Annotated in this window: 24 protein-coding genes; 9 read left to right on the forward strand and 15 right to left on the reverse strand. The window is 74.1% G+C overall.

Annotated features, from left to right (window positions below; all coding sequences use genetic code 11):
• Nucleotides 1-29 precede the first annotated feature (29 nt).
• From E9549_RS08740 to E9549_RS08750, 3 genes are read right to left on the reverse strand one after another with little or no spacing between them, the layout of a single operon-like run.
• A complete protein-coding gene (locus E9549_RS08740) occupies nt 30-1,121 on the reverse strand; it encodes an extracellular solute-binding protein (protein WP_236826155.1) in 1,092 nt (363 codons plus the stop codon).
• A 59-nt stretch (nt 1,122-1,180) separates the two neighbouring features.
• Nucleotides 1,181-2,326, reverse strand: a complete 1,146-nt coding sequence (locus tag E9549_RS08745) for an ABC transporter ATP-binding protein (protein ID WP_236826156.1) — start codon at nt 2,324-2,326, stop codon at nt 1,181-1,183.
• Entirely contained in the window at nt 2,323-3,600 is a 1,278-nt protein-coding gene (locus tag E9549_RS08750; protein ID WP_236826157.1) for a CaiB/BaiF CoA-transferase family protein, read from the reverse strand. The genes E9549_RS08745 and E9549_RS08750 overlap by 4 nt, the downstream gene beginning before the upstream one ends.
• A gap of 110 nt (nt 3,601-3,710) precedes the next feature.
• Here E9549_RS08750 and E9549_RS08755 point away from each other — a divergent pair, with 110 nt between their 5' ends.
• Entirely contained in the window at nt 3,711-4,466 is a 756-nt protein-coding gene (locus E9549_RS08755; protein WP_236826158.1) for an IclR family transcriptional regulator, read from the forward strand.
• 3 nt (nt 4,467-4,469) lie between these two features.
• On the opposite strand, the gene E9549_RS08760 is transcribed toward E9549_RS08755, so the two are convergent.
• The 3 genes from E9549_RS08760 to hflX are packed head-to-tail and all read right to left on the reverse strand — an operon-like array spanning nt 4,470 to nt 7,739.
• A complete protein-coding gene (locus E9549_RS08760) occupies nt 4,470-5,522 on the reverse strand; it encodes a hypothetical protein (RefSeq protein ID WP_236826159.1) in 1,053 nt (350 codons plus the stop codon).
• Complete coding sequence (locus E9549_RS08765) at nt 5,494-6,216, reverse strand: phosphatase PAP2 family protein (RefSeq protein WP_236826160.1); 723 nt, start codon at nt 6,214-6,216, stop codon at nt 5,494-5,496. The genes E9549_RS08760 and E9549_RS08765 overlap by 29 nt, the downstream gene beginning before the upstream one ends.
• Before the next feature lie 59 nt (nt 6,217-6,275).
• Nucleotides 6,276-7,739, reverse strand: coding sequence for a GTPase HflX (hflX, locus tag E9549_RS08770; RefSeq protein ID WP_236826161.1), 1,464 nt, complete (start codon nt 7,737-7,739; stop codon nt 6,276-6,278).
• Nucleotides 7,740-7,882: 143 nt separating this feature from the next.
• On the opposite strand from hflX, the gene E9549_RS08775 reads away from it, so the two are divergent.
• A complete protein-coding gene (locus E9549_RS08775) occupies nt 7,883-8,098 on the forward strand; it encodes a hypothetical protein (protein WP_236826162.1) in 216 nt (71 codons plus the stop codon).
• Nucleotides 8,099-8,113: 15 nt separating this feature from the next.
• On the opposite strand, the gene dapF is transcribed toward E9549_RS08775, so the two are convergent.
• From dapF to E9549_RS08790, 3 genes are read right to left on the reverse strand one after another with little or no spacing between them, the layout of a single operon-like run.
• A complete protein-coding gene (gene dapF / locus E9549_RS08780) occupies nt 8,114-8,986 on the reverse strand; it encodes a diaminopimelate epimerase (protein WP_236826163.1) in 873 nt (290 codons plus the stop codon).
• The gene (gene miaA / locus E9549_RS08785) at nt 8,983-9,900 is read right to left on the reverse strand and encodes a tRNA (adenosine(37)-N6)-dimethylallyltransferase MiaA (protein WP_236826164.1); all 918 of its coding nucleotides are present in this window, start codon (nt 9,898-9,900) and stop codon (nt 8,983-8,985) included. Before miaA ends, dapF begins: the two co-directional genes overlap by 4 nt.
• Entirely contained in the window at nt 9,897-10,622 is a 726-nt protein-coding gene (locus tag E9549_RS08790) for a hypothetical protein (RefSeq protein ID WP_236826165.1), read from the reverse strand. The genes miaA and E9549_RS08790 overlap by 4 nt, the downstream gene beginning before the upstream one ends.
• 40 nt (nt 10,623-10,662) lie before the next feature.
• Between E9549_RS08790 and E9549_RS08795 the strand changes: the two genes are divergently transcribed.
• Complete coding sequence (locus tag E9549_RS08795) at nt 10,663-12,129, forward strand: DUF349 domain-containing protein (RefSeq protein ID WP_236826166.1); 1,467 nt, start codon at nt 10,663-10,665, stop codon at nt 12,127-12,129.
• Between the two features lie 10 nt (nt 12,130-12,139).
• On the opposite strand, the gene miaB is transcribed toward E9549_RS08795, so the two are convergent.
• Nucleotides 12,140-13,618 carry a tRNA (N6-isopentenyl adenosine(37)-C2)-methylthiotransferase MiaB gene (miaB, locus tag E9549_RS08800; protein WP_236826167.1) on the reverse strand — a complete coding sequence of 493 codons (1,479 nt, stop codon included), beginning with the start codon at nt 13,616-13,618 and terminating at the stop codon, nt 12,140-12,142.
• A gap of 72 nt (nt 13,619-13,690) precedes the next feature.
• Between miaB and E9549_RS08805 the strand changes: the two genes are divergently transcribed.
• Nucleotides 13,691-13,969, forward strand: a complete 279-nt coding sequence (locus E9549_RS08805) for a helix-turn-helix domain-containing protein (RefSeq protein WP_308113126.1) — start codon at nt 13,691-13,693, stop codon at nt 13,967-13,969.
• A 24-nt stretch (nt 13,970-13,993) separates the two neighbouring features.
• Here the strand turns inward: E9549_RS08805 and E9549_RS08810 are convergent, their stop codons facing one another.
• The gene (locus E9549_RS08810; RefSeq protein WP_236826168.1) at nt 13,994-14,770 is read right to left on the reverse strand and encodes a hypothetical protein; all 777 of its coding nucleotides are present in this window, start codon (nt 14,768-14,770) and stop codon (nt 13,994-13,996) included.
• Nucleotides 14,771-14,949: 179 nt separating this feature from the next.
• On the opposite strand from E9549_RS08810, the gene E9549_RS08815 reads away from it, so the two are divergent.
• From E9549_RS08815 to E9549_RS08835, 5 genes are all read left to right on the forward strand, one after another.
• A complete protein-coding gene (locus E9549_RS08815) occupies nt 14,950-15,705 on the forward strand; it encodes an amino acid ABC transporter ATP-binding protein (RefSeq protein WP_236826169.1) in 756 nt (251 codons plus the stop codon).
• 38 nt (nt 15,706-15,743) lie between these two features.
• Entirely contained in the window at nt 15,744-16,634 is an 891-nt protein-coding gene (locus E9549_RS08820) for a glutamate ABC transporter substrate-binding protein (protein ID WP_236826170.1), read from the forward strand.
• Between the two features lie 88 nt (nt 16,635-16,722).
• Nucleotides 16,723-17,376 (forward strand): amino acid ABC transporter permease, encoded by a 654-nt coding sequence (locus tag E9549_RS08825; protein ID WP_236826171.1) that lies wholly within the window; start codon nt 16,723-16,725, stop codon nt 17,374-17,376.
• The gene (locus tag E9549_RS08830; RefSeq protein WP_236826172.1) at nt 17,373-18,272 is read left to right on the forward strand and encodes an amino acid ABC transporter permease; all 900 of its coding nucleotides are present in this window, start codon (nt 17,373-17,375) and stop codon (nt 18,270-18,272) included. Before E9549_RS08825 ends, E9549_RS08830 begins: the two co-directional genes overlap by 4 nt.
• 111 nt (nt 18,273-18,383) lie before the next feature.
• Nucleotides 18,384-18,848 (forward strand): hypothetical protein, encoded by a 465-nt coding sequence (locus E9549_RS08835; RefSeq protein ID WP_236826173.1) that lies wholly within the window; start codon nt 18,384-18,386, stop codon nt 18,846-18,848.
• A gap of 82 nt (nt 18,849-18,930) precedes the next feature.
• On the opposite strand, the gene E9549_RS08840 is transcribed toward E9549_RS08835, so the two are convergent.
• The 4 genes from E9549_RS08840 to E9549_RS08855 form a co-directional block, all read right to left on the reverse strand.
• Nucleotides 18,931-19,581 (reverse strand): regulatory protein RecX, encoded by a 651-nt coding sequence (locus tag E9549_RS08840; protein ID WP_236826174.1) that lies wholly within the window; start codon nt 19,579-19,581, stop codon nt 18,931-18,933.
• Between the two features lie 7 nt (nt 19,582-19,588).
• Nucleotides 19,589-20,626: a recombinase RecA gene (gene recA / locus E9549_RS08845; RefSeq protein WP_236826175.1), complete on the reverse strand. Its 1,038-nt coding sequence runs from the start codon at nt 20,624-20,626 to the stop codon at nt 19,589-19,591.
• Nucleotides 20,627-20,802: 176 nt separating this feature from the next.
• Entirely contained in the window at nt 20,803-20,997 is a 195-nt protein-coding gene (locus E9549_RS08850; RefSeq protein ID WP_236826176.1) for a DUF3046 domain-containing protein, read from the reverse strand.
• 146 nt (nt 20,998-21,143) lie between these two features.
• Complete coding sequence (locus E9549_RS08855; RefSeq protein WP_236826179.1) at nt 21,144-22,421, reverse strand: MFS transporter; 1,278 nt, start codon at nt 22,419-22,421, stop codon at nt 21,144-21,146.
• Between the last annotated feature and the right edge of the window lie 48 nt (nt 22,422-22,469).

Consider the following 22,469-nt stretch of genomic DNA (forward strand, 5'->3'; position numbering starts at 1 on the left):
GGGTGCGGTGGAGCCGTTCGGTCGGCGGCTCATCGGTTGAACAGCTCCGCGAAGCGGGCAACGACGTCCTCGCCGCGCTCCTCGATCTCCGAGAGGTCCGCGGTCAGGAGCGTGGCGTCGGAGAGGTCGGCGCCGGTCGGCGGCTGGGGACCACCCTGGAGCACGCTGCGCCCGCCCTGGTCGGCGAGGGCCTGCTGGAAGTCCTCGCTCAGGTGGTACTGCACCAGCAGCTTCGCGGCGTTCGGGTGCGGCGCGTCGGCGAGCATCGCCAGCTCGGACGCGAAGGACGGCACCCCGTCCTCCATGAAGGCGATCTCCAGGGGCTCGCCCTCCTCCGCGGCGCTGATCACGGCCGACTCGATGGCCGGGATGCCGATGTCGGCCTCACCGGTGAGCACCAGCTGTGCGAGGGCGAGACTGCTGTCGGTGACGGAGACCTGCCGCTCGGCCAGCTGCTCCAGCCACTCCTCGCCGTGGAGGCCCGTGAGCATCGTGTAGTAGGCCAGCGCGGTGCCCGATGCACCCGGGTCGGCGCTGATGATGGCGCCGTGGTCCTCGCCGGCCAGCTCCTCCCAGGTGGTGGGGAGGTCTGCCGGGTCGGTGTTGGCGGAGTTGTACATGATCCCCAGCGGGACGAGGCTGTAGGGCACCTGCGGGTTGTCCGGGTTGTCCAGGCCCTCGCTGATGTCGGCGAGGTTGGGCACGTCGGCATCGGCGATGACGCCCTCGTCCGCCCAGTCCTGCATGGTGCCGGGATCGGTGAGGCTGACGACGTCCGCGTTGACCGACCCGCTGGCCAGCTCGGCGGAGATGGAGTTGGCGATCGCGCCCGAGTCCTCGCGGGTGAAGGTGACCTGGATGCCGAAGAGCTCCTGCATCCGCTCCTGGAGCAGCTCCAGGCCGGGGCGGGTGTGCCCTCCGGCGTAGAGGACGACGCCGCCCTCCTCCTGCGCGGCCTCGACCAGCTCCTGGTCGATCCCCTCCACCGCGGCCGGCTCGCCGCCGGATCCGGCGTCCGACGCCGGTGTGGTCGAGCCGTTGCCGCAGGCGGCGACGAGCACGACGGCCATGGGGACGGTCAGGCTGGTGAGCAGGCGGCGCGCGGAGCAGTGGGAGAACACAGGGCCTCTTCTCGGGTGGGTGACGCTGTTCGGACGGGGGGATCGGGAGACGGCGGCGCTCACGCCGCGGACCGGCCGGGAACGGGTGCCGGGACGGCGCTGACGTGTTCGGTGGCGGCCGCGGGGCGGTCGCCCAGGACGGCGGCGGCCCCGCGGTCGACCCCGAGCGACACCGCCTGGCCGGGCTGGAGCCGTCCGACGCTGGGACCGGTCGCCTTGATCGGCTCGGTGAGCCCGGGTAGCTCCACGGAGTACTGGACGTGATCGCCGAAGAACAGGGCCTCGCGGACCACGGCACCGGAGGTGTCGCCGGGGTCGGCCGGGGTGAGCCGGACGTCCCCCGGGCGCACGGAGACCATGACGGCCTGGCCCTCGCCCAGCGGGCCGTCGGCCGGCGCGTCCGCCTCGACCGGGACGCCGCCGGGCAGTTCGAGGGCGACAGCTCCGCCGACGGCACCGCGGACGGTGGCCGGCAGCACGTTGGTCGCTCCCAGGGCGCGGGCGACGAACCCGGTGCGCGGCCGGCGGTAGACGTCCTCGGGGCTGCCGACCTGCACGATGCGACCGTCGTGCATCACCACCAGGCGGTCGGCCAGCGACAGGGCCTCCGCCTGGTCGTGGGTGACGTAGACCATGGTCACGCCCAGCGACCGCTGGATCCGCTTCACCTCCGACCGCATCTCCTCCCGCAGCCGGGTGTCGAGGTTGGACAGCGGCTCGTCGAGCAGGAGCAGCGCGGGGTCGTTGACCAGGGCCCTCGCCAGCGCGACGCGCTGCTGCTGGCCGCCGGACAGCTGGTGGGCGTACCGGTCGGCGAGCCCGTCCAGCTGGACCATCGACAGCGCCTCGTCGGTCCGCCGCCGCACCTCGGCGCGGCCCACCTTCGCCGTCGTGGGTCCGTAGCCGACGTTCTCGCGCACGCTCAGGTGCGGCCACAGCGCGTAGCTCTGGAAGACCACCGACATCCGCCGTCGCTCGGGTGGCACGAACGTGCGCCCACCGACCAGGACCTCGTCGCGGAGCCGGATCTCGCCGGCGTCCGGGCGCTCGAAGCCGGCGATCATCCGCAGGCACGTGGTCTTGCCGCAGCCGCTGGGCCCCAGCAGCACCACGGCCTCACCCTCCTCGATGGAGAGGTCGACCCCGTCGACGACGCGGGCGGCGCCGAAGCTCTTGGTCAGTCCGGACATCACGAGGTGGGTCACGCGGATACCTCCGTCGGCTCGGGAGAGGGGGCCTCCGACGCGGCACCGGGGTGATCCCCCGCGGAGGTGGTCAGCAGCACGCCGTCGGCGAGCAGCTCGTCGATGTCGGAGGCGGACATGCCGGCCTCCACCAGGACCTCGCGGCTGTGCTGACCGAGCAGCGGCGCCGGCCGGCGGATCGCGGCCGGGGTGCCGGACAGCTTCACCGGGGCCCCGATGTGGCGCACCGTGCCCATCCGGGGGTGCACCGTCTCGACGACCATGTCCCGGGCCCGCACGTGGGGGTCGGAGTAGACCTGCTCGATGTCGTAGAGCGGACCGCTCGGCACGCCCGCGGTCTCCAGCACCTCGAGCCATGCGGCGGTGGGGCGGGTGCGGAGCCTCGTCGCCAGCTCGCCCGCCAGCTCGATCCGGTGCTTCATGCGCCCCGGGTTGTCGGCGAAGCGAGGATCCAGGGCCAGTGCCCGGCAGTCCAGCGCCTCGCACAACCGTTCCCAGTTCCGCTGGTTGGCCGCGCCGACGGCGATCCAGCCGTCGGCGGTCGGCAGCGCCTCGTAGGGCGCGGACAGGCGGTGCGCCGACCCCATCGGCCGGGCCACGTCACCGAGCCCGAAGAACATCGCCGTCTCCCAGACGGTGTAAGCGATCCCCGCCTCCAGCAGCGACGTGTCGACGAACTGCCCCACCCCCGTCCGCAACCGGTGGATGTAGGCCGACAACACCCCGTAGGCCGCGAAGACGCCGGCGTTCAGGTCGCAGATGGGCACGCCGACCTTCACCGGCGGGCGCCCCGGCTCGCCCGTCATGCTCATCAGCCCGCTCATCGCCTGCGCCACCAGGTCGTAGCCGCCGCGCCCGGCGTAGGGGCCGGTGGCACCGAACCCGGAGATGGAGCAGTAGACGAGCCGGGGGTTCTCCGCCCGCAGCGCCTCCTGCCCGAGGCCGAGCCGGTCGAGCAGACCGGGCCGGAAGTTCTCCACCAGCACGTCGGCGTCGCGCGCCAGCCGGCGGACCACCTCGGCCCCCCGCGGATCCTTCAGGTCCACGGCCAGGCCGCGCTTGTTCCGGTTCATCGCGTTGAACGCCGGCGACAGCTCCACGTCGGGACCGCGCGACATCCGCCGCGTGTCGTCCCCGCCCTCGGGCCGCTCGATCTTGATCACGTCGGCACCCATGTCGGCCAGCAGCATCGAGCAGTACGCCCCCGCCATGACCTGGGTGAGGTCGAGGACCCGGACCCCCGCGAGGGCGCCCGGCTGGACGGGTTCGGACACGTGCGCTCCCTGCTGTTGACGGTTGTGCCACTGTGTGGAACGGTGAACCGTGTAGTGGCACGGTATGACGCCGGCCACAGTAGGGAGTCGAGAAGGGTGACGTCAACCACATGAGGTCGGTGTCCGTGGCGCTGGCCGTGCTCGAGGCCGTGTCGGAGCGCCAACCCGTGGGCGTCAGCGAGCTGTCGAGGGCCATGGGCCTGCCGAAGTCCACGACCCAGCGGATGCTGCTGGCCCTGGGCGAACTGGGGTGGATACGGGCCGGCGGGGAGGAGCCGACCCGGTGGTCCCTGACCGCGAAGGCGATGGCCATCGGGTCCCGGCACCGGGGGGACGAGGAGATCCGGCGCGTCGCCCTGCCCGCCATGCACCGGCTCTCCGCAGCGACCGGTGAGACGGTGCACCTGTCGGTCCCGGACGAGCGGCGGATCGTCCTTCTGGAGAAGATCGAGGGCGTCCACCCCGTGCGGACCAACGCCGTCGTCGGGCACGGCGCCCCCATGCACACGACCGCGTCGGGCAAGGCGCTGCTCGCCGCCATGCCGGAGGCCCAGGCGGCGGCCCTCCTCCGGGCAGCGCCGCTCGAGGCGCTGACCCCTCACACGGACACCGATGCCGACGCCCTGCTGCGCGAACTGGAGCAGGTGCGCCGGCAGGGTTACGCGGTCACCGTCGGCACGCGGCACCCGGACATCGCGGCCGTCGGTGCCGCGGTCCTCGGCGGGGCAGGGCGGCCGGTGGCGACCCTGAGCCTGTCCCTGCCGGCACAGCGGCTCCCCCGGCGGCTGTGGCCGGTCTACGGCGAGCAGGTCGCCCGGGCCGCCGAGGAGTGTAGCCGGGAACTCGGTGGCGGGCGCCCGGCCTGACCGTCAGGGCCGGCGGCGCAGCCGCCCGGTCAGCCAGACCACGACGGTGGCGACGGTGGCGGCGATCACCGCCGCGGCGATCGGCGAGCGGTCCGAACTGGTGGTCAGCTCGGCGAGGGAGGGCAGCGGCGCCCCGGTGGGCGCCGGGCTCGTCGCGGCGACCCCGGCCGGGACGGGCACCACGGTGACGGCGCTGGGCAGGCCCTCGCTGGCGACGACCAGCGCCTGGCCGTCGGCGGTGAAGCTGATGGCCTCACCCTGCGGGGACTCCGGGAGCGCCACCCGCACCGGCTCCCCGGCCAGTGCGCCGAGGACGTCGGATCCGGTGAGCGGCCACACGTACGCGTCGGTGTAGGTGCGCAGCGCCAGGGCGCTGCCGTCCGCGGCGACCGCGCCCCCGGTGACCAGGAGCTGCCCCGCCCGGCCCACCGGCCCGCCGGGGGTCCCGGTCAGCGTGACGTTCACCGTGCCCACCCGTTCCAGCGGCACCGTGCCGCCGTCCACCAGCGCCGCAGCGGGGCGGTAGACGCCGCTGGACCCCAGCACCTCCTTGGTGACCAGGTACGGGGTGCCGTCCGGCGCCAGGAGCAGCGCCTCGGCGTCGTGCGCGCCGTCCGGGTAGGTCAGCCGGTGCAGCGCGGCCGTGCCGTCGGGTTGGAGGACGTGCAACGCCACGGTCGGGCGGACCGTGCCGTTGTCGCCGATGTCGGCCACCCAGACGCTCCCGTCGGGCGCCACGCCGAGGTCCTCGGGGTCGAACGGGTCGGCCGCCGCGGTCCGGACGTCGACGACCGCGCACGAGGAGTCCAGCCCGTGGACGGCCACCTGCTCGCCGCCGTCGTTCAGCGCGAGCACCTGCTCCCCCACGTCCACCAGCCCCGAGAGCTCGGCGAGCCGTGGATCGGTGATCGAGCACCGCACCTCGGGCGCGGGCGCCGCCACCTCCGCGAGCGCCGGGGCGGGGGCGAGCACGGCCGCGCCGCCCACCAGGGCGCTCGTGGCGACGGCCCGGCACCGCCGGGCACGGTCAGGAACCGGGACGGCCTGCTCGGGCACGTACCCAGCGTGACAGAACCAACTCGTCCAGTGCATGAACCACGCCCAACAGGACGATCCCCACGGCGGCGCCCACCACCGCGTCGCTGACCCAGTGGAAGTCCAGCGACACCATGGCCACGCCGGTGGCGACCGGCCCGACGACGCTGAGCCACCAGAAGGTCCGCTGCACCGCGGGAGGCAATCCGTACTCGACGGCCTGCCACCGGGCCACGCCCCACATGAGCACCGCGTTCGCGACGTGGCCGGAGGGGAACGAGACGCCGTCGGAGTGGAAGAAGTAGGAGCCGGGGAACGCCGGCGCCGTGCGCCCGAACCCGTGCTTCATCGCATAGACACCCGCGGTCAGCAGCCCCAGGGCCAGCAGCACGCGGACCGCCGGCAGCCAGGTCCCGCGCCGCCACAGCAGGTAGCCGATGAGGCCGGCGAGCACGACCAGGATGGTGACGCGCCCGCCGATCTGGGTGACCACCCAGACCGCCGGGTAACCGGGTGTGTCCCGCAGCCCCCAGTCGCTGACGATCTCGGACACCCGCAGGTCCAGCCGCTCGGACGGCCCGTGGGTGACCAGGTCTGCGGAGACGAGCACCGTGACCAGCAGCGCGGCGGCGACCAGCCACCACGGTGGCCGGCCGACCGGGACGACGGGAGCCGCGCGCGGTGGACCGGTCTCCCGCACCGCACCCCTGGTCACGCCGCCACGGTACCGGCCCGTGACCGGATCGTGATCCGCGGCGGTCGACGCGTCGGCTCTCAGCCGACGGGAACCGCGAACTGCTCGAGCACCGCCGCCAGCGCGCCGTCGACCCGTGCGGTGAGCCGCGTCCCGCCGGCCTCGTGCCGCTCGCCGAGCACCTCGCCGTCGCGGTGCACCCGCGAGACCAGGTCCCCCCGCTCGTAGGGCACCAGCACGTCGACCTCGACGTCGGGGTGCGGGAGCCGCTCGGCCACCAGCCGACGCAGGCCGTCGATCCCCGCCCCCGTGCGCGCGGACACCCAGACGGCACCCGGGAGCGCCTGCCGGAGCATGAGGATCTCCTCCTCGCCCATGGCGTCGACCTTGTTGACGACGATCAGCTCGGGTACCGACGCGGCGTCGATCTCCCCGAGCACGACGCGCACCGCCTCGATCTGGCCCAGCGGATCCGGGTCGGAGCCGTCGACGACGTGCAGCAGCAGGTCGGCCTCGGCCACCTCCTCCAGCGTGGAGCGGAAGGCGTCGACGAGCTGGTGCGGCAGGTGGCGCACGAACCCCACGGTGTCGGTGAGCGTGTACTCCCGGCCGTCGGGCGACTGGGCCCGGCGCACCGTCGGGTCGAGGGTGGCGAACAGCGCGTTCTCCACCAGCACGCCGGCACCGGTCAGCTGGTTGAGCAGGCTGGACTTGCCGGCGTTGGTGTACCCGGCGATGGCCACGCTCGGCACGGCGTTGCGGCCGCGGCTTGCCCGCTGGGTCGCCCGGGCGGTCGCCATGCCGGCGATCTCGCGCCGCAGCTTGCTCACCCGGGCGCGGATGCGCCGCCGGTCGGTCTCGATCTTCGTCTCGCCCGGACCACGGGTACCGATCCCGCCACCGCCGGCGACCCGGCCACCGGCCTGGCGGGACATCGACTCACCCCAGCCGCGCAGCCGCGGCAGCATGTACTGCATCTGGGCGAGCTCGACCTGCGCCTTGCCCTCCCGGCTGGTGGCGTGCTGGGCGAAGATGTCCAAAATCAGCGCCGTCCGGTCGACGACCTTGACCTTGAGCACCTTCTCCAGCTGGTTGAGCTGGCCGGGCGTCAGCTCGCCGTCGCAGATCACGGTGTCGGCGCCCGTGGCGGCGACGATGTCGCGGATCTCGGCGGCCTTGCCCGAGCCGACGTAGGTGGCGGCGTCGGGCTTGTCCCGGCGCTGGCTCACCGCCTCGAGCACCTGCGACCCGGCGGTCTCGGCGAGGGCGGCGAGCTCGGCCAGGGAACGGTCGGCGTCGGCCTGGGTCCCCTCGGTCCACACCCCGACGAGCACGACGCGCTCGAGCCGCAGCTGCCGGTACTCGACCTCGGTGACGTCGGCGAGCTCGGTGGAGAGGCCGGCCACCCGGCGGAGGGCACCGCGCGCCTCGAGCGCGTAGGAACCGGTGGTGTCATCGGCCTCGTCCCACCGCCCGGCGGGAGCGGGGGCGGGGGCGGGGTCGGCCTGCTCGTCCACGGGCAGGGCATCGGGGGCGGTCGTCATCGTCTCCAGCGTGGCACGGTCCTTCGGCGAAAGCACCTGAGTTGTCATCGCCCGGTGCAACGCACGGAGCACCCGGATGCATCCCGGTCGCCGCCACGGGTAGGGGTCCCGGCGACGAGACGCCCCGCGACGAGGAGGAACCGATGACCGAGCACGGATCGACCCGCCTGGGTGCCGACGGCGACGTGGAGGACCCCGGCCGCGACCCGAAGGGCATCGGCGGGCCACCGCGGAACCCCCTGGGTGCGGGGGCGGACCAGGACAGCGGCCGGGGCGCGCCGCCGACCCCTCCGCCCACGGACGACGACGACGCGATGGTGCCCATGGCGCCCGACGACGACCGCCGCGACAGCTCGTGACCGGCGAGGCGAGAGCTAGCCGAGGAGCCACTCCGGGCAGAGCGCGCCGGCCGACACCAGGACCGCCGGCCCGCTGAGCACCGTCGTCCCGGGGGCCACCTGCACCGACAGGCGGCCCCCGGGGACGTCGACGACGACGGTCCCCTCGGTGGCCCCCTCCGCCCGCAGCGCCGCGTAGGCCGCCGCGCAGGCGCCGGTCCCGCACGACCGCGTCTCCCCCACCCCGCGCTCGGAGACCCGCAGCCGCACGTGCGCGCCCGGTTCGAGGACGTTGACCAACTCGACGTTGACCCCCTCGGGGAACAGCACGGGGTCGAAGGCCGGGGCCCCGGTCAGGTCCAGCTCCTCGACGGGCACGTCGGTGAGGCAGGCCAGGTGCGGGTTGCCCATGCTCACCGCCACCCCCTCGAACGTCCGGCCGTCCAGCTCCGCCGAGCCCTCGCCAAAGGGCCGCGCGGGCCCCATCTCCACCCAGTAGCCACCGTCCGCGCCGGCCCCGACCCGCCGGGGCCCACCACGGGTGCCGACCAGCAGTCCGTCGGCGCACCCCTCGCGGTCGACCAGCCCCTCGGCGACGAGCGCGTGCAGGAACAACCGGATGCCGTTGCCGCACATCTCGGCGTAGGAGCCGTCGGCGTTGCGGTGGTCCATGAACCACTCGCACCGGTCGAGGTCCTCCCCCAGCACGGCGTGCGCGTCGGGCACGTGCGCGCTGCGGACCAGCCGCAGCACGCCGTCGCCCCCGAGCCCGGCCCGGCGCTCGCACAGCCGCCGGACCATCGCCGCGTCCAGGCGGTCGCCGGCCCAGACCTCGCCGTCGGGGTCGGGCAGCACGACGAAGTCGTTCTCCGTGCCGTGGCCGATCAGCACGCGGGGCGAGGAGCTCACCGGTCGATCGTATGCGCGGTGATCACCGCGACCGCGGCGTCGGCCAGGTCGGCCCGCCCGGCGTCGAGCCACGAGGTGCCGGTGTCCCGGCGGAACCAGGAGCGCTGCCGGCGGACGAACCGGCGGGTCGTGGTCACCGTGCGCTCGCGCGCCTCCTCGGCCGACAGGGCGCCGTCGAACTGCGCCAGCACCTGGGCGTAGCCGAGCGCGCGGGAGGCCGTGGGGCCCTCGCGGAGGCCGTCGGCGGCCAGCGCGGCCACCTCCTCGACGAAGCCCGCGGCCCACATGCGGTCCACGCGTGCGGCGATCCGCTCGTCGAGCTCGGCGGGCTCGCGGTCCAGGCCCAGGAGCACCGCGGGGTAGTGCGGGCGCGGCTCGGGGAGCCGGGCGCGGAACGGCCCTCCGGTCAGCTCGACCACCTCGAGCGCGCGCACGATCCGCCGTCCGTTGCTGGGCAGGACGGCCGCGGCGGCCGCCGGGTCGACCGCCGCGAGGCGCGCGTGCAGCGCCGCCGAGCCTGCCTCGGCGAGCTCGGCCTCCAGCCGGGCCCGGACCGCGGGGTCGGTGCCCGGGAAGTCCAGCTCGTCGAGGACGGCGCGCACATACAGCCCGGAGCCGCCGACCAGCAGCGGCACCACCCCGGCCGCCCGCAGCCGGTCGATCTCGGCTCGTGCACGGCGGCGGTACTCCGCCACCGACGCCGGCTCACGCACGTGCCACAGGTCGAGCAGGTGGTGCGGCACCCCAGCGCGCTCGGCGAGGTCGGGCTTGGCGGTGCCGATGTCCATGCCGCGGTAGAGCTGCATCGAGTCGGCGTTGACCACCTCGCCGCCCAGCCGCCGGGCCAGCTCGACGGCGAGCGCGGTCTTGCCGGTGGCCGTCGGCCCGACGACGGCGACGACCGGCGGCGTCACGCCACGACCCAGTCGGCGACCGGGTAGCCGACGCCGAAGGGCGCGGCGTCGTGGCGCAGGTGGGCGGTGACGTGCCGGCCGGCGAGCGCGGCGCCCACCGCGCGCCAGACCGGCACCCCCGCGGCGAGCAGCCGCTCCCCCTCCGCCGGGTCCAGCGCGGCCAGCGCGGCGGCGTCCCCCGTGGCGAGGGCGGAGGCGACGGCGGCGTCGAACGGCTCGGCCGCCGGGTCGAGGTAGCCGGGCGCCTTGACGGTGCGCCGCGCCGAGCCGTCGCCCATCGCCAGGACGCCGACGGTCGGGGGCAGGTCACGCAGCAGCTGGCCCAGGTCTGCGGGGCCGATCCCCACACGGGTGCCCGCGAACGCCACCTGGTCGAGCAGCCAGGCACCCACGAGGTGCGCCGTCGGGAGCCGGCGCCTCCCCGGCCGCAGCCGTCCGTCGAACGGCAGCTCGAGGTCGACCCCGAAGCCGCGCAGGGCACCGCCGTCGCCGGCACCGAACCGCTCCCCCCGCGCCGCACCCGGCCCGACGACGACGACGACCTCCGGGCGGGCGCCGAGCAGCGCGGTGACCGCCTCGACGCAGGCCGCACGCAGCGCCGTCGTCTCCGGCGCGGGCCGCCCCTCCACCGCCGGGACGAGCAGCGGCGGGCACGGGCAGAACGCCACGGCGGCCGACGGACGGGGCGCCGGGGCCGGGACGCCGCCGGGGAGGGAGGTCACGGCAGCAGTGTCGCCGATGCGACGTGGGACACTGCGGGACGTGTCGAGCACGGACGACCCCGGCAACGGGGTGCAGCAGGCCGCTCCGCCGATTGCGGAGACCCCCGAGACCCCCGCCCCCGAGGTGGCGACGCCGCCCGGCGGCTCCGAGGCGGTGACCCCCGAGGCCGGTACACCGGCGGCACCCGCGCCCGCGGACGCGGCGCTCGCCGACCCCGCCGCGGAGCCGGCACCGCCGGCGGCTCATACCCCGGCGCCCGCCCCCGCGCCGCCCGCCGCACCGGCGGAGACCGTGGTCAGCGACCCGTCGCAGTGGGGCCGGGTGGACGAGCAGGGCACCGTCTTCGTGCGCACCCCCGACGGCGAGCGCGAGGTCGGCTCCTGGCAGGCCGGGGACGCCGAGGCCGGGCTGGCCCACTACGGCCGCCGCTACGACGACCTCGCCACCGAGGTGGCGCTGCTCGAGGCGCGGCTCAAGGCGCACACCGGCAACCCGGGCGAGATCAAGGCCAAGGCCGAAGCGCTCGCGTCGTCGATCCCCACCGCCGCCGCCGTCGGCGACCTGGAGGGGCTCGCCGCCCGGGCGCACGCCATGGTGGCGACCGCCGAGTCCGCCGCCGCGGAGTACCGCGCCGAGAAGGCAGCGGCCCGCGCGGCGCAGGTGGCCCGCAAGGAGGCGCTCGCGGCCGAGGCCGAGCAGATCGCCGCCGAGTCGACGTCGTGGAAGGCAGCCGGCGACCGCCTCAAGGCGATCGTCGAGGAGTGGAAGACCATCCGCGGCATCGACCGGAAGACCGACGACGCCCTGTGGCAGCGCTTCGCCGCCGCCCGGGACGCCTTCGGCCGCCGCCGGGGTGCCCACTTCGCGCAGCTCGACGCCCAGCGCGGCGAGGCCCGCGCGGCGAAGCAGGAGCTGATCAAGGAGGCGCAGCGGCTGTCGACGTCGACCGAGTGGGGGCCCACCAGCGCCGCCATGCGGTCGCTGATGGACCGCTGGAAGGCCGTGCCGCGCACCGGCCGGGACGGCGACGACGACCTGTGGAAGCAGTTCCGCGCGGCGCAGGACGTCTTCTTCAGCGCCCGCGCCGAGCAGGACAAGGCGCGCGACGCCGAGCAGGTGGCCAACCAGCAGGCGAAGGAGGAGCTGCTGGCCGAGGCCGAGCAGCTCGACCCGGGGAAGGACCTGCGGGGCGCGCAGAACGCGCTCCGGAAGATCCAGGAGCGCTACGACGCCATCGGGCACGTGCCGCGCGCGGTGATGCGCCAGCTCGAGGACCGGATGATGGCCGTGGAGCAGAAGGTCCGCGGCGCCGCCGACGCCGGCCGGGTGCGCACCGCCCCGGAGAACCCGATGGTCGCCTCGATGCGGGCCGCCGTCACCAAGGCCGAGGAGCAGCTGGCCAAGGCCGAGGCCGCCGGTGACGAGCGCCGGATCGCGGAGGCGCAGGCCAACCTGGCGACCCGCCGGGAGTGGCTGGCCGAGGCGGAGAAGTCCGCCCGCCGGTAGGCACCCGGGGTCAGCAGCCGCTGGAGAGCACCGGCAGCGGGGCGGGGACGCCGACCTGGGGCATGCCGAGCGAGACGCCTGGCGTCGTCGGCCGGGTACCGGCCTCGCTCGCGTCCCCGGCGCGGGTGCGCCGGTGGGACAGCAGCGGGCCGTCGGCGACCAGGTGGTGCGGCGCGGCCTGGGTGACGACGGTCTCGACGACGTCACCCGGCCGCACGCCCCCGGCCGCCGTGAAGTGCACGAGGCGCCCGTCGCGGGCCCGGCCGGAGAGCCGGCCGCGCGCGGCGTCCTTGCTGCCCTCGCCCGCCGCGACGAGCAGCTCCACCCGCCGGCCGACCAGCTCCCGGTTCTCGTCCCAGCTGATCTCGTCCTGCAGCGCGGTCAGCCGGATATAGCGCTCCTGCACGACCTCCTTGGGCAGCTGCCCGTCCATCTCGGCGGCCGGCGTCCCGGGGCGCTTGGAGTACTGGAAGGTGAAGGCGCTGGCGAAGCGGGCGCGCCGGACCACCTCCAGCGTCTGCTGGAAGTCCTCCTCGGTCTCGCCCGGGAAGCCGACGATGATGTCCGTGGTGATCGCGGCGTCGGGCATGGCGGCGCGGACCCGGTCGATGATGCCCAGGTAGCGCTCCTGCCGGTAGGCGCGGCGCATCCGCTTGAGGACGTCGTCGGACCCCGACTGCAGCGGCATGTGCAGCTGGTGGCACACCGCCGGCGTCTCGGCCATGGCGGCGATGACGTCGTCGGTGAACATGGCCGGGTGCGGGCTGGTGAAGCGGACCCGCTCCAGCCCCTCGATGCGGCCGGTGGCCCGCAGCAGGTCGGCGAACGCGCCGCGGTCGCCGAAGTCGCTGCCGTAGCTGTTCACGTTCTGGCCGAGCAGCGTCACCTCGAGCACGCCCTGGTCCACCAGCGCCTGCACCTCGGCCAGGATCTCGCCGGGTCGGCGGTCCTTCTCCTTGCCGCGCAGCGCCGGGACGATGCAGAACGTGCAGGTGTTGTTGCAGCCGACGCTGATCGACACCCAGCCCGAGTAGGCGGAGTCGCGCTTGGCCGGCAGGGTCGACGGGAAGACCTCGAGCGACTCGACGATCTCCACCTGGGCCTCGGCGTTGTGCCGCGCGCGGTCGAGCAGCGCAGGCAGCGAGCCGACGTTGTGCGTCCCGAAGACGACGTCGACCCAGGGAGCGCGCCGCACGATCTCCCCGCGGTCCTTCTGCGCCAGGCAGCCACCGACGGCGATCTGCATGCCGGGGCGGGCGTCCTTGACCGGGCGCAGGTGCCCGAGGTTGCCGTACAGGCGGTTGTCGGCGTTCTCGCGCACCGCGCAGGTGTTGAGGACGACGATGTCGGCGTCGTCCCCCTCCGCCGCGGCGGTGTAGCCGGCCGCCTCGAGCAGGCCCGAGAGGCGCTCGGAGTCGTGCACGTTCATCTGGCACCCGTAGGTGCGCACCCGGTAGGTGCGGGCGGGGCTCTGCGCTGCGCTGCTCATGACAGGAGGAAGGGTACGTCGCGGCGGGCGCAACGCCGGTCGTTGCCATCGACGGTCGATACGGTCCGCGGAGTGACGACGAACCGCCCCGTGACCCCGCGCCGCGACGGGCCGGCGCCGGACGACGCCGCCCACCGGGTGGTGTGCCACCTCGACCGGCTGCCGGAGGAGCGGGGCATGACGCTCGTCGAGCTCTCCGAGCGGGTCGGCGTCTCCGTGGTCGACCTCTCCGTGCTCAAGAACGGGCGGGCGCGCGCGGTGCGCTTCTCCACGCTGACCGCGATCTGCGACGCGTTGGCCTGCCAGCCGGCCGAGCTCTTCTCCGTCGCGCCGCCACGGTCCGGTGGGTAGCGCCGAGACTGCCCGCGACCGCCGTCAGCGCGACCGGCGGTGGCGCCGGTCGTCGCCGGGGACGTCCACCCGGATCCTCGCCACGACCGCGTGCACGGCGATGAGCGCACCGGCCATCTCCAACCCCTCCTCCGCGGCGACGAGCAGGTGGTACCGACCCGTCAACCACGGGTTCGGCAGATCGCTGGAGAGGGCGAAGGCGGCACCGAGCGCCTCCATGCCGACCGCACCCGCCATGAAGACGGCGCCGGCGAGGACCAGCCGTCGCCGCAGCGCCGGCTCGATGCCCCGCGCCAACCACAGGAGCAGCACGCCGACGACGAGCAGCACACCCGCGCCCGGGATCAACCAGGCGTTGAAGGTTCCCAGCCGGTCGGTCACCCGCACGCCCACCTGGTTCAGGAACTCGTGCACCTGCGCCCCCTCGTCGAGCGAGAGGAAGAGCGCGACGCCGGCGAGGACCCGGTACCGCGACGCAGGTCCACCCTCCGACCGGGCGGCGATCGACAGCACGGCGAGAGCAGCCGCCAGGACCGCCAGCAAGGCCGCCGAGAACCAGGACCAGGCGTTGCCCTCCGCATCCGCGTAGAAGAGGCGGGCCCCCTCTGCCAGGAGCGCGCGCCGGAACGAGGGCTCGGGCGCGACGTTGATGTGCGCGTAGTTGAGGATCAGTCCGGCCGCGAGGACCACGGCACCCACGGCCCCCGCGACGGAGGTCCACCGCCGAGCGGCGCGCGGCCCACCGATCGAGGTCGCGTTCGTGCCGGCCGCCGAGGCGGCGCCTGCCGGTCGGGGGGTCATCGTCTCGAGTCTGCCCGAGGCGTCACGCCGCTGCCCGTGGACCGGCGGGACCACTCGGGGTGGGCGATCACCCGAACGGGCGGACTCCGGCCGCTGACCGCCCGGCCCGCCCGCGTTCGTTACGCCTTCGTGATCCCGCAGTGCGGGAACCGCGACCTCGCGCCCTTAGGGTCCCCAGGGTGACCAGCCGTCCCAACGGAGAGCCTCTCGTCCGCCTGTCCGGCGTCAACAAGTGGTTCGGCGAACTGCACGTCCTGCAGGACATCGACCTCGACATCGCCCGGGGCGAGGTCGTCGTCGTCATCGGGCCGTCGGGTTCGGGCAAGTCGACGCTGTGCCGCGCGATCAACCGCCTCGAACCCATCGAGAAGGGCGAGATCACCATCGACGGCGAGCGGTTGCCCGAGGAGGGCAAGGAGCTCGCCCGCCTGCGCGCCGACGTCGGCATGGTGTTCCAGAGCTTCAACCTCTTCGCGCACAAGACCGTCCTCGAGAACGTCACCCTCGGGCCGACCAAGGTGCGCAAGAAGTCGAAGGCGGACGCCGAGAAGCGCGCCAGGGAACTCCTCGACCGCGTCGGGGTGGCGAGCCAGGCCGACAAGCACCCCGCCCAGCTCTCCGGCGGCCAGCAGCAGCGCGTGGCGATCGCCCGGGCGCTGGCCATGGAACCCAAGGTGATGCTCTTCGACGAGCCGACCTCTGCGCTCGACCCCGAGATGATCAACGAGGTCCTCGACGTCATGGTCGGCCTGGCGAAGGACGGCATGACGATGGTCGTGGTCACCCACGAGATGGGCTTCGCCCGGCGGGCGGCCAACCGGGTCGTCTTCATGGACGGCGGCCGGATCGTGGAGGCGGCCGAACCGGAGTCGTTCTTCACCAACCCGCGCTCGGACCGCGCCAAGGACTTCCTGTCCAAGATCCTCACCCACTGACACCACCGACCGCACGAACGATCGAGAGGACCCGTCCCATGAGCTTCCGCAGAGGTGCGCTCGCCGCCACGATGACCGCCACCGCCCTCGTCCTCGCCGCCTGCGGCGGCAGCGGGGACGACACGGCCGCCCCCGAGCCCGAGGTCGCCGAGGCTCCCGAGTTCGAGGCCGGCACGACCATGGCGGAGCTGGCCGAGGCCGGCACCATCCGGGTCGGCACCAAGTTCGACCAGCCCGGCTTCGGCCTGGAGAACCTCGAGGGCGAGGTGGAGGGCTTCGACGTCGAGATCGCCAAGATCATCGCCGGGGGCCTCGGCATCGCACCGGAGGACATCGAGTGGGTGCAGACGCCGTCCGCGGTCCGCGAGGAGGTCCTCGAGGGCGACGAGGTCGACATGGTCGTCGCGACGTACACGATCAACGACACCCGCAAGGAGCGGATCTCCTTCGCCGGCCCGTACTACACGGCCGGCCAGCAGATCATGGTCGCCGCCGACAACGACGAGATCACCGGGCCGGAGTCGTTCACCGACAACCCCGACGCCACGGTGTGCTCGGTCACCGGCTCCACCCCGGCCGAGCAGATCACCGAGTACCTCGCCAGCCCTGACCAGCTGGTCCTCTTCGACGAGTACTCGCAGTGCGCCGACTCGCTGAGCAACGGCCAGGTCGACGCCGTCACCACCGACAACGTCATCCTGCTCGGGTTCGTGTCGGAGAGCGACGGCGAGTTCAAGCTCGTCGGCGAGCAGTTCACCGAGGAGCCCTACGGCATCGGCATCCCCAAGGGCGACGTCGCCTTCTGCGAGTTCATCCACGAGACGCTCCGGGAGAACGAGGACGCCTACACGGAGGCGTGGGAGGCCACCGCGGGCCAGGTCGAGGGCACCGAGACCCCCGAGCTGCCCGAGTTCGACGAGTGCGCCTGACCGTCTGATCGCCCCGCGGCCGGCCGGAACGCCGGCCGGCCGCGGGGCACCGTCCTGATCCGAGAGCGCCGGCGCCGAGAGAGAGCCAGTGAGTCCTGTCCTCGACAACATCGACCTGTTCGTCGACGGTTTCCTGACCTCCCTGGAGATCATCCTCTGGGCGCTGGCGGGGACGCTCCCGCTGGGGGTGCTGATCGCCGCCTGCCGGGTCTCCCCCATCCCGCCGCTGCGCGCCTTCGGCACGTTCTGGGTCACGACGTTCCGCAACACACCCTTGACCGTGGTGCTCGTCTTCTGCGCCTTCGGTCTCCCCGAACTCGGCATCAACCGGTCGTTCTTCTTCTTCGGCGTGCTCGGTCTGGTGCTCTACACGTCCGCGTTCGTCTGCGAGGCCGTGCGCTCGGGGATCAACTCCGTCCCCGCGGGCCAGGCGGAGGCCGCCCGCTCGATCGGGCTCAACTTCACCCAGGGGTTGCGCTACGTCGTGCTCCCCCAGGCGCTGCGGACCGTGGTCCCGCCGCTGGGCAGCGTCGTCATCGCCATGATGAAGAACTCGGCCGTCGTCGGCGCCTTCGGTGTGGGCGGTGACCTGTGGAGCACCGGGCAGCGGCTCACCAGCGCGCTCGGCTACGAGACCTTTCCCATCTTCGTCGGCGGGGTCGCCGTCGGCTACCTGATCATCACGCTCACCGCCGGTGCGCTGTTGCAGGTCCTCGAGCGGAGGGTGGCGATCGCCCGATGAGCCAGCAGCAGACCGTCCTCTACGACGCCCAGGGGCCGCGTGCCCGCCGGCGCACGTTGATCGGCACCGTCGTGGCGGTCATCGCCCTCCTGGGCCTGGCCTTCGTGGTCTACCGGCGGCTCGACGAGCGCGGCCAGTTCTCCATGGAGGAGTGGGGACCGCTCATCGATCCGGGCAACGACGCCTTCGACGCCGTCTGGCGCCTGATCGGCGAGGGCATCGTCAACACGCTCAAGGCCGCCACGGTGGCCATGGTGCTGTCGATCGTCCTCGGCACGCTGATCGCGGTGGCCCGGCTCTCGCTCGGCCGGGTCGGCCGGATCCCGCTGATCGGCCTGGTGGAGCTCTTCCGCGGCATCCCGGTCGTCGTGCTCGTGTACATCGGCGTCCGCGTGCTGCCCGACGTGGGCGTCGACCTGCGCGGCTTGCCCGGCGGGCAGGTCTTCTGGGGCCTGGTCATCGGGCTCACCGTCTACAACATGGTGATCTTCGCCGAGATCGTGCGGGCGGGTGTCGCCTCGCTGCCCAAGGGGCAGCGGGAAGCCGCGCTCGCGACCGGGCTCACGTCCTGGCAGACGATGCGCATCGTGCTGCTCCCGCAGGCGTTCCGGACCATGCTGCCGGCGATCATCAGCCAGCTCATCGTCGTGCTCAAGGACACCTCGCTGGTCACCTTCATCGCCAACTTCGACGAGCTGCTCAGCCAGGGCGAGAGCATCCAGCGCAACCTGGGGAACCCGATCCAGACGTTCTTCGTGATCGCGGTGCTCTACATCGCGATCAACTACGCACTGGGGCGGTTGGCCCAGTGGATCCAGGCCCGGCAGGCGAGGGGCGGTTCCGCCGTGAAGGCGACCGCCCGCGGAGACCTGGCACCGGTGCGCGACGGCGCCTGACGACCGGCGCGGCTCGCCGCGCTGACCTGCACTTTCCCGTCCGACCCACTCGTCCCAGCCGGGCGCGCCGAACGGCTGACGGGCGGAACTGTCGGGACACTGGTCCTCACGATGGAGACGATGCACGCGGCGGGGCGCCGCAACCTGCCCCCGGTCCCCCGGACCTCGGCCGAGACGACCCCGCCCGCCGAGCAGGCGGCCGTCCCGACGGTCCTGGCCGCGGCCGCCCGGCTCGACGCCGGCCAGGAATTCGTGACCCGGCTCCGCGCCGCTGCCGCCGCGTTCGCGGACGCGGCCGGGGCCGAGAGCGCCGTCGTCCGGGAGGTCGTGCCGCCGGCCCGCCACCGGCGCTCGCGCTGCCGCGTGGTGTTCCGCTACCCGGACGGCACCGAGACCGACCTGACCTTCGTCGGTGAGCGGCGGCGGCCGGACGCTCCGGCGGCCGGCGCGCTGGACGGCGAGATCACCCGGTGGCTCGCCGACGGCCAGCGCCGGGACCCCGCCTGGCTGGTGGACGACGAGGAGGCCTCCGACGGGCTGGCCGTCGACGTGACCGCCTGGCTCGCCACGGGCTGAGCCGGGGCGACGGCGGAGACGCGACGAGGCGGCCCGGGCGATCCGGGCCGCCTCGTCGCGCACCGGGGTGAGGAGCCGCCGCTCAGGGCAGCGCACTCTCCTCGTCGAACTCCACGTCCGCGCCGTCGTCCTCCGCCGCGCCGACCTCGTCGAGGACCTCGCGCACCACGGCCGCCGCGAGGCCACCGTTGTACCCCTTGCGGGCCAGCATGCCCATCAGCCGCCGGGTGGCCGTCTGGCGGTCCAGCCGGCGCATGCCCGGCGCCCGGCGCTCCACCAGCCGCCGGGCCGCCTCCCGCTCGTCGTCGTCTCCGACGAGCTGCACCGCCTCCGCGGCGGTCTCCGGATCGACGCCCTTGGCCCGGAGCTCAGCGGACAGCGCCCGCCGGGCGAGCCCGCGGCCGGCCTGCCGGCTGCTGACCCAGGCCCGCGCGAAGGACGCGTCATCGATGAGCCCGACCTCGGTGAACCGGTCGAGCACGGCCTCGGCGGCGTCGTCCGGGATACCGCGCTTCGCGAGGAGATCGGCCAGCTGCTGCCGGGTCTTGGGCGCACCGGTCAGCGCGCGGAGACAGATGTTCCGCGCCGCCTGCTCCGGGTCACCGAGGTCATCCTCCGGGGAACCGGGGGCGACGTCCGGGGTCAGGGGATCGTCGCCGCCCGGCGTCCGCGGGCGCCGGCCGGCCCGGGTCTCCCCGGGGCCGCGCCGGCGGTTCGGTGGCCGTTCGTCCACCGGCAGGTCAGAAGTCGGGGGCGTCGACCGGCGCCGGGGCGTCGAGCTTCGGGCCGATACCCAGCTTCTCCTTGACCTTCTTCTCGATCTCGTCGGCCAGGTCGGGGTTGTCCCGCAGGAAGTTGCGGACGTTCTCCTTGCCCTGGCCCAGCTGGTCGCCCTCGTAGGTGTACCAGGCGCCGGACTTCTTCACGATGCCCTGCTCGACACCGGCGTCGACGATGCCGCCCTCCCGACTGAAGCCCTGACCCCAGAGGATGTCGAGCTCGGCCTGCTTGAAGGGCGCGGCCACCTTGTTCTTGACGACCTTGATCCGCGTGCGGCTGCCGATCGCGTCGGTGCCCTGCTTGAGGGTCTCGATGCGGCGGACGTCGAGCCGGACGGAGGAGTAGAACTTCAGCGCGCGCCCACCGGTGGTGACCTCGGGCGAGCCGTAGACCACACCGACCTTCTCGCGCAGCTGGTTGATGAAGATCGCCGTCGTGCCGGAGTTGCTCAGCGCACCGGTGATCTTGCGCAGCGCCTGGCTCATCAGGCGGGCCTGCAGACCCACGTGGCTGTCACCCATCTCGCCCTCGATCTCGGCCCGGGGCACCAGGGCCGCCACCGAGTCGATGACGATGATGTCGAGCGCGCCGGAGCGGATCAGCATGTCGGCGATCTCGAGGGCCTGCTCACCGGTGTCGGGCTGGCTGACCAGGAGGGCGTCGGTGTCCACGCCGATGGCGCGGGCGTACTCCGGGTCGAGCGCGTGCTCGGCGTCGATGAAGGCCGCGATGCCGCCGTTGGCCTGGGCGTTGGCCACCGCGTGCAGGGCGACCGTGGTCTTACCGGAGGACTCCGGCCCGTAGACCTCGATGACCCGGCCGCGCGGCAGGCCGCCGATGCCCAGGGCGATGTCGAGGGCGATCGACCCGGTCGGGATGACCTTGATCGCCTGGGCGGTCTCGTCGCCCAGGCGCATGACCGAGCCCTTGCCGAACTGCTTGTCGATCTGGGCGAGGGCCATGTCGAGGGCCTTGTCGCGGTCGAGCGTTGCTGCCATGGTGCGTCACCTTCGGTTCGCGGGAAGCGGGTCGGGACCGACGCTAGGGCGAGGCACCGACAGTTTCCGGTTCGTGGGGCGGGCTGGGGAGGACCAGCCGGCCTGTGGACGCCACAGTAGGCCGAACAGGTGTTCGATCGCCAGGCCGACACGCCGGGCCGGCACCCGGTCGGCCTTCAGCGCTCCTTGACCGGCACGTCGAAGGCCTCGCAGACGGCCAGCCAGACCTTGCGCACGGGCAGGCCCGCCTCGATGGCGTCCACGGCGGTGCGCCCGCCGAGCTCCGAGAACACGTGGTCGCGCGCCACGCTCTGGGCGCGCATCGCCCCGAACTGACCGTCCAGACGGGACCAGAACTCCTGCAGCCGCACACCACGACGCTAACCCGTCGGCCCCCGGCCGCGCCGTTGCCGCCCTACCCTTGCGCGCATGATCCCGGGCACCGGCTCCGCGACGCTCGACACCGTCCTCGAGATCGCCATCGTGATCGCGCTCGTCGCGCTCGTCGTGCTGCTGATCAGGAACTACCGCGGGCGCTGACCCGCGCCCCCAGCCACACCGCGACCAGCGGGAGCACCAGCGCCGCGGAGACGCCGGACACCAGGCCGAAGCCGCCCCAGGCCAGCAGCGGGCCGCCGACCACGCCGGCCAGCGCGGCCCCGAGGCCCATGAGCATGTCCGTGCCGCCCTGCGCGGTCGGCCGCAGGTCCGGCCCCACCGACCCGGTGACGAGCGCGGACCCCGCGATCAGCCCGCACGACCAGCCCAGACCCAGCAGCAGCAGCCCGGCACCGAGCTGCACCGAGTCCTCGGGGGCCGCCGTCCCCGACACCGCCGCCGCGGCCAGCAGGAGCGCGGCGCCCAGGGCGACGACCGACGGCGCACCGACGCGGTCGGCGAGCATCCCGACCAGCGGGGAGAACAGGTACATCCCGGCGACGTGCACGCTGATGACCAGGCCGACCAGGCGCAGGACCGCCCCCTCGGGGCCGCCGGCATGGCCCATGTGCACCGGCGTCATCACCATGACGCCGACCATCACGGAGTGGGCGACGACGACCGAGGTCAGCCCGAGCCGCCCGGCCGGGGTCGCCCACACCGCGCGCAGGGCGGTGCCGGTGGCCTGCCGCGGGCGGGGCCCGCCGGCGCCGCCGCCCAGCGACCGGGCCAGCAGCAGCGGGTCGGGCCGCAGCAGCAGGAGGAACCCCGCCGCCACCACGGCGAAGACGACCGCCGACACCACGAAGACGCCGCCGAGGGCGGGCAGCCCCAGCGCCTCGCCGAGCTCGGCACCGGGCGCGGCCAGGTTCGGGCCGACGACGGAGCCGACCGTCGTGGCCCACACGACCAGCGAGAGCGACCGGCCGCGGTGCTCGGCCTCCGCGAGGTCGGCAGCGGCGTACCGGGACTGCAGACCGCATGCGGTGGCGGCGCCGAAGAGGAACAGCCCGCAGAGCAGCACCAGCAGGGACGACGCCGCCGCGGCGACGACGGTCAGCACGGCGCCGACCACGCTGAGGCCGTAGCCGACGGCCAGCCCCGCCCGCCGGCCGGCGCCGTCGCTGATCCGGGCCAGCGGTACCGCCAGGACCGCCGCGCCGAGGACACCGGCGGTCTGCCCGAGCCCGGCCGCGGAGTCGGTGCCGGCGACATCGCGGGCCAGCAGCCCGCCGGCGGTGATGCCGACGGTGACGCCGAGCCCCGCCAGCGCCACGCCGCCGCTGAGGACGCCCAGCGTGCGGCGCTGCACGCGGGCGACGTCGACCGTGACCTCCGGCTGCTGCAGCGGTCCCACGTGCGCTCCCGTCTCCCCGGGCAGGTGCTCCCCGCCCGCCGGCGCCCC

It is taken from the genome of Blastococcus sp. MG754426, from assembly GCF_021699055.1.
GTDB lineage: Bacteria > Actinomycetota > Actinomycetes > Mycobacteriales > Geodermatophilaceae > Blastococcus.

What these genes read in the sequence shown, in the direction of transcription:
- E9549_RS08755 (WP_236826158.1), top strand. Translation starts at nt 3,711, where the DNA reads ATGAGGTCGGTGTCCGTGGCGCTGGCCGTGCTCGAGGCCGTGTCGGAG.
- hflX (WP_236826161.1), bottom strand. Translation starts at nt 7,739, where the DNA reads ATGACGACCGCCCCCGATGCCCTGCCCGTGGACGAGCAGGCCGACCCC.
- E9549_RS08775 (WP_236826162.1), top strand. Translation starts at nt 7,883, where the DNA reads ATGACCGAGCACGGATCGACCCGCCTGGGTGCCGACGGCGACGTGGAG.
- miaB (WP_236826167.1), bottom strand. Translation starts at nt 13,618, where the DNA reads ATGAGCAGCGCAGCGCAGAGCCCCGCCCGCACCTACCGGGTGCGCACC.
- E9549_RS08810 (WP_236826168.1), bottom strand. Translation starts at nt 14,770, where the DNA reads ATGACCCCCCGACCGGCAGGCGCCGCCTCGGCGGCCGGCACGAACGCG.
- E9549_RS08820 (WP_236826170.1), top strand. Translation starts at nt 15,744, where the DNA reads ATGAGCTTCCGCAGAGGTGCGCTCGCCGCCACGATGACCGCCACCGCC.
- E9549_RS08830 (WP_236826172.1), top strand. Translation starts at nt 17,373, where the DNA reads ATGAGCCAGCAGCAGACCGTCCTCTACGACGCCCAGGGGCCGCGTGCC.
- E9549_RS08835 (WP_236826173.1), top strand. Translation starts at nt 18,384, where the DNA reads ATGGAGACGATGCACGCGGCGGGGCGCCGCAACCTGCCCCCGGTCCCC.
- recA (WP_236826175.1), bottom strand. Translation starts at nt 20,626, where the DNA reads ATGGCAGCAACGCTCGACCGCGACAAGGCCCTCGACATGGCCCTCGCC.